This is a genomic window from Aureimonas altamirensis (assembly GCF_001463885.1).
In the GTDB taxonomy this organism is placed as follows: Bacteria; Pseudomonadota; Alphaproteobacteria; order Rhizobiales; family Rhizobiaceae; genus Aureimonas; species Aureimonas altamirensis.
Genome location: NZ_BBWQ01000028.1, coordinates 1 through 4,233 on the forward strand (window position 1 = coordinate 1; position 4,233 = coordinate 4,233).

3 protein-coding genes are annotated in these 4,233 nt (G+C 62.6%); 2 read left to right on the forward strand and 1 reads right to left on the reverse strand.

Going from position 1 to position 4,233, the window contains the following annotated elements; genetic code table 11:
* Positions 1-148 precede the first annotated feature (148 nt).
* The gene (locus tag AUL31_RS19810; protein ID WP_073469591.1) at positions 149-910 is read right to left on the reverse strand and encodes an IclR family transcriptional regulator; all 762 of its coding nucleotides are present in this window, start codon (positions 908-910) and stop codon (positions 149-151) included.
* A gap of 212 nt (positions 911-1,122) precedes the next feature.
* Between AUL31_RS19810 and AUL31_RS19815 the strand changes: the two genes are divergently transcribed.
* Positions 1,123-2,793 (forward strand): GMC family oxidoreductase, encoded by a 1,671-nt coding sequence (locus tag AUL31_RS19815; RefSeq protein WP_060610920.1) that lies wholly within the window; start codon positions 1,123-1,125, stop codon positions 2,791-2,793.
* The gene (locus tag AUL31_RS19820; RefSeq protein WP_060610923.1) at positions 2,757-4,088 is read left to right on the forward strand and encodes an MFS transporter; all 1,332 of its coding nucleotides are present in this window, start codon (positions 2,757-2,759) and stop codon (positions 4,086-4,088) included. The genes AUL31_RS19815 and AUL31_RS19820 overlap by 37 nt, the downstream gene beginning before the upstream one ends.
* Positions 4,089-4,233 lie beyond the last annotated feature (145 nt).

Below are 4,233 nucleotides of genomic sequence, written 5' to 3' on the forward strand. Positions count from 1 at the left end.
TGCCGTCGGCATGAAGACATCCCTCAAAAGCATCCGCGACGTGGGAACCGGCGCAATCCTCCTCATCGTCGCCGAAACCCTCTTCATCGCAAGCTTTATCGCAGCCGGAATGCATATCATCGGATAGGACCGTATCGGTGCACACAGGCTATTGCAGGGTCGTCCGCAGGCGTTCGGCCGCCTCCATGAGGCGGGGGACAATGCCGGTCGCCTTATCCACGCCGAAGCGTGGCAGCGGACCGTGGCATGCCAGGGCCGCCACCACCGTGTTGGCGCTGTCCAGCACCGGTACGGCGACGGCGACCAGACCTTCGATGAATTCCTGGTCGTCTAGGCTGTATCCCCTGCGGGAAATGACCGCGAGGTCGGCGTCAAGTCGCGCTCGGTCGGAGATGGTATGCGTGGTGTAGTTGGACAGGGCCAGGGCATCAAGCGTCCGCTTGCGCTGCGCCGGCGCCATATACGCCAAAAGAAGCTTGCCGCTCGCAGTGCAGTGCAGCGGAACGCGCGATCCGATCTCCAAATGCAGCCGCAGCGGCCAGCGGGCTTCCACCCGGTCAATATAAACGGCTTCTAGACCGGCACGGGTGACGAGGTTGCAGGTTTCCTCGCAGGCATCCACCAGCTGTTGCAGGATGGCGTGCCGCTCCGTCGTGACAGAGGTGCGGACCGCATCGAGGCCAAGGCGCAAGAGGCGCGGTCCAACGATGAAATGGCGGCCCCCCGGCTCGCGCGAAAGGTAGCCTTCCGTCTCCAGCCGCTGGCAAAGTCGGTGGACCGTCGGCTTCGGAAGGCCCAGGTTCTGGCAGAGTTCTGGCACGGTAATCGGCTGGTCCGCACCGGCAATTGCGGCCAGAAGATCGAGCGCCCGCAGCATCGCCGATCCGCTATCCCGTTCGTCCGCTTTCAACCCTCAGGCCTCCGTTGCGCAATCTGCTTGCTGTCTGTGTAGCACAGGCCGATCCGCGACGGACTACCACCGGTCCTCCACCATCCGCACAAACTCCAATCCCGTGGCGGTGCAGCATCATAATCTCATTCAATGAGACGATATGTATCAAAATAGAGTTGACTCGCTTTGTGGTGGGGTGCAGTGTCTTGGCTGCAGGGAGGAAACTGCACATGAATTTCGAGGAAGAATTCGACTTCGTCGTCGTCGGCGCGGGATCGTCAGGCTGCGTCCTTGCCAACCGGCTGTCGGAAGACGGGCGCTACAGCGTGGCGCTTCTGGAAGCGGGACCCAAGGACAGGAATCTCTGGATCCACCTGCCCATTGGCTATGGCAAGACCATGTGGAACGACGCCATCAACTGGCGCTTCCACACGGAGCCCGAAGAAGGGATGGAGGGCCGTCGAATCTATTGGCCGCGCGGTCGCGTCCTGGGCGGTTGTTCCTCGATCAACGGCCTCATCGTCATCCGCGGCCAGCAGGAAGATTATGACGGCTGGCGTCAGCTTGGGAACGAGGGCTGGGGCTGGGACGACGTGCTTCCCTATTTCCGCAAGCTGGAAACCAACCCTTCATACCGCGAGGACCCGCTGCACGGTTCGACCGGTCCGCTACATGTCAGTAGCATTCCCGTTCGGCACGAGCTGATCGAGGCCATCAAGTCCGCGGCCGTCGCCTGCGGCGTGCCGGAGACGGCCGACTTCAACGGCGCCACCCAGGAAGGCGTCGGCTACTATCAGCTGACGACGCAGGGCGGCTGGCGCATGAGCGCGGCCAAGGCCTATCTGAGGCCGGCGCGGAGCCGCAAGAACCTATCCATCCTGACGGAGGCACAAGTTGCACGGGTCGTCTTCGAGGGGCGGCGCGCCGTGGGCGTGGAGTTGCGGCAGGGTGGCCGGGACCGGCGGATCGCCGCCCGGCGCGGAGTCATCCTGTCGGCGGGCGCGGTGCAGACGCCGCAACTCCTCATGCTGTCGGGAATCGGGCCGTCGGAGCATCTGCGCGATACGGGGATCCCCGTTTTGCAGGACAGCCCTGGGGTCGGCGCCAACCTGCAGGATCACCTGCAGATCCGCATGATCTACCGGTGCACCAAGCCAATTACCACAAACGATACGCTGCGCTCCTTTTATGGGCGGGCGCGGATGGGGCTCGAATGGCTGCTCACGCGCGGTGGGCCATTGAGCATCGGCATCAATCAGGGTGGGCTCTTCACCCGCGTGCTGCCCGGTTCCGCCACGCCGGACATCCAGTTCCACATCGGCACCCTTTCGGCAGACATGGCCGGCGGTGCCGTCCACGACTATTCCGGCTTCACCATGTCGGTCTGCCAGCTGCGCCCGGAAAGCCGCGGCGTGATCCGCCTAGGCTCGTCAGAGCCCTTCGCGGCGCCGAAGATCCACGCCAACTACCTCGACAGTGAAACGGACCGAGCCTGCGTGGTGGCCGCCATGCGCTTTGCGCGGCGGTTGGCGGCCACCGAGCCCTTCGCTTCCTATGTCGCGGAGGAGGTTCTACCCGGTGCTGCTGTTGCGACAGATGCCGACCTTCTCGCCTTCGCGCGCCAGAACGGGGTGACGATCTTCCATCCGGCAGGCACTTGCCGCATGGGCGGCGAGGCGGACCGCACCGCCGTTCTGGATGCTCGCTTGCGGGTGCGCGGTACGGACGGGCTGTGGGTCGCCGACTGCTCGGTCATGCCGACGCTCGTGTCGGGCAATACGAATGTTCCGGCCATCATGATCGGGGAAAAAGCCGCCGACATGATCCGGGAAGACGTCAACAGCCATCAATCTGGGAGGAAGGCATGGCAAGCACAGCGGGAACTGTCGATCGCGAGCTAAGGCGCGTCGTCGGCGCAAGCGTGATCGGCGCGACGATCGAATGGTACGACTTCTTTCTCTACGGCATCGTCGCCGGCATCGTCTTCAACCAGCTGTACTTTCCAGCGGACGATCCGGTCGTCTCCACCCTCCTCGCCTACACAACCTTCGCGATCGGCTTCGTCGCGCGGCCGGTCGGTGGCCTGATCTTCGGCCATTACGGCGACAAGCTTGGGCGCAAGAGCATGCTCGTCATCACGCTGATGATCATGGGAGTGGCCACCGTCCTGATCGGCCTTCTGCCTACTTACGAACAGATCGGCATCGCCGCGCCCATCCTTTTGCTTCTGCTGCGCATCCTCCAGGGGATCGGCATCGGCGGCGAATGGGGCGGTGCGGTCCTGATGGCTTACGAGTATGCGCCCGAAAACAGGCGGGGCTTCTTCGCCAGCATCCCGCAGATCGGCCTAGCCCTAGGCCTATGCTTAGCATCAGGCGTGACTGCGGTCATGTCGCTTCTGCCGGAGGAGCAGTTCATGGCCTGGGGATGGCGCGTCGGCTTTCTGGCGAGCGTACTTCTGGTTCTAGTCGGTATGTATATCCGCCTGAAGGTTGCCGAGACCCCGGAGTTTGCCAAGGTCAAGGAAACGAAGAAGGATGTCGCGCTGCCTTTCATGGTGATGCTGCGCAAATACCCCAAGAACATCATCCTGGGCATGGGCGTACGGTACATTGACGGCGTCTTCTTCAACATCTTTGCCGTCTTCTCGATCGTGTATCTGTCGAAATATGTGGACGTGCCCCGCACGACGGCGCTGGTTCTCGTCACCATCTCGGCGGCGGTAATGATCTTCACAATTCCCTATTTCGGTAGCCTGTCGGACCGTTGGGGTCGCCCGAAGACCTATGCCATCGGTTCGCTGTTGCTGGCCCTGTGCGCCTATCCAGCCTTCTGGTTGATGGCTTCGGGCAGCCTGCCACTGATCGCCATCGGCATCATCGTCCCGTTCGGGATCGTCTATGCCATGTGCTACGGGCCCGAAGCTGCCCTGTTCTCGGATCTGTTCGATGCGGAGGTCCGTTATACGGGCATCTCCTTCGTCTATCAGTTCTCCGGAATCTTCGCGAGCGGCATCACCCCAATCATCGCCACCTACCTGTTGGCGGAAGGCGGCGGCGAGCCTTGGTACGTCTGTGCCTACGTGGTCTTCGCGGCCTTGATTAGCATGATCTCGGCCATGGCGATCCGCCGTCCTGCACCAAGGCTCCACCCGCAGGGCGCAACCATGTCGCCATCAGCCAGCCGGCTGCGCTGAAGCTTGCACCCAAACGCAATGATAGGCCCCGGCGAACGGCCGGGGCCACCTCTATCCACTATGACAAGGAGCGATCCCCATGAAGATGACGACGGAAGAAGCGTTTGTGAAGGTTCTGCAGAAGCATGGGATCGACCAGGCTTTC

Excerpts from the sequence above, each read along its gene's own strand:
- AUL31_RS19815 (WP_060610920.1), top strand. The coding sequence starts at position 1,123 with ATGAATTTCGAGGAAGAATTCGACTTCGTCGTCGTCGGCGCGGGATCG.
- AUL31_RS19820 (WP_060610923.1), top strand. The coding sequence starts at position 2,757 with ATGGCAAGCACAGCGGGAACTGTCGATCGCGAGCTAAGGCGCGTCGTC.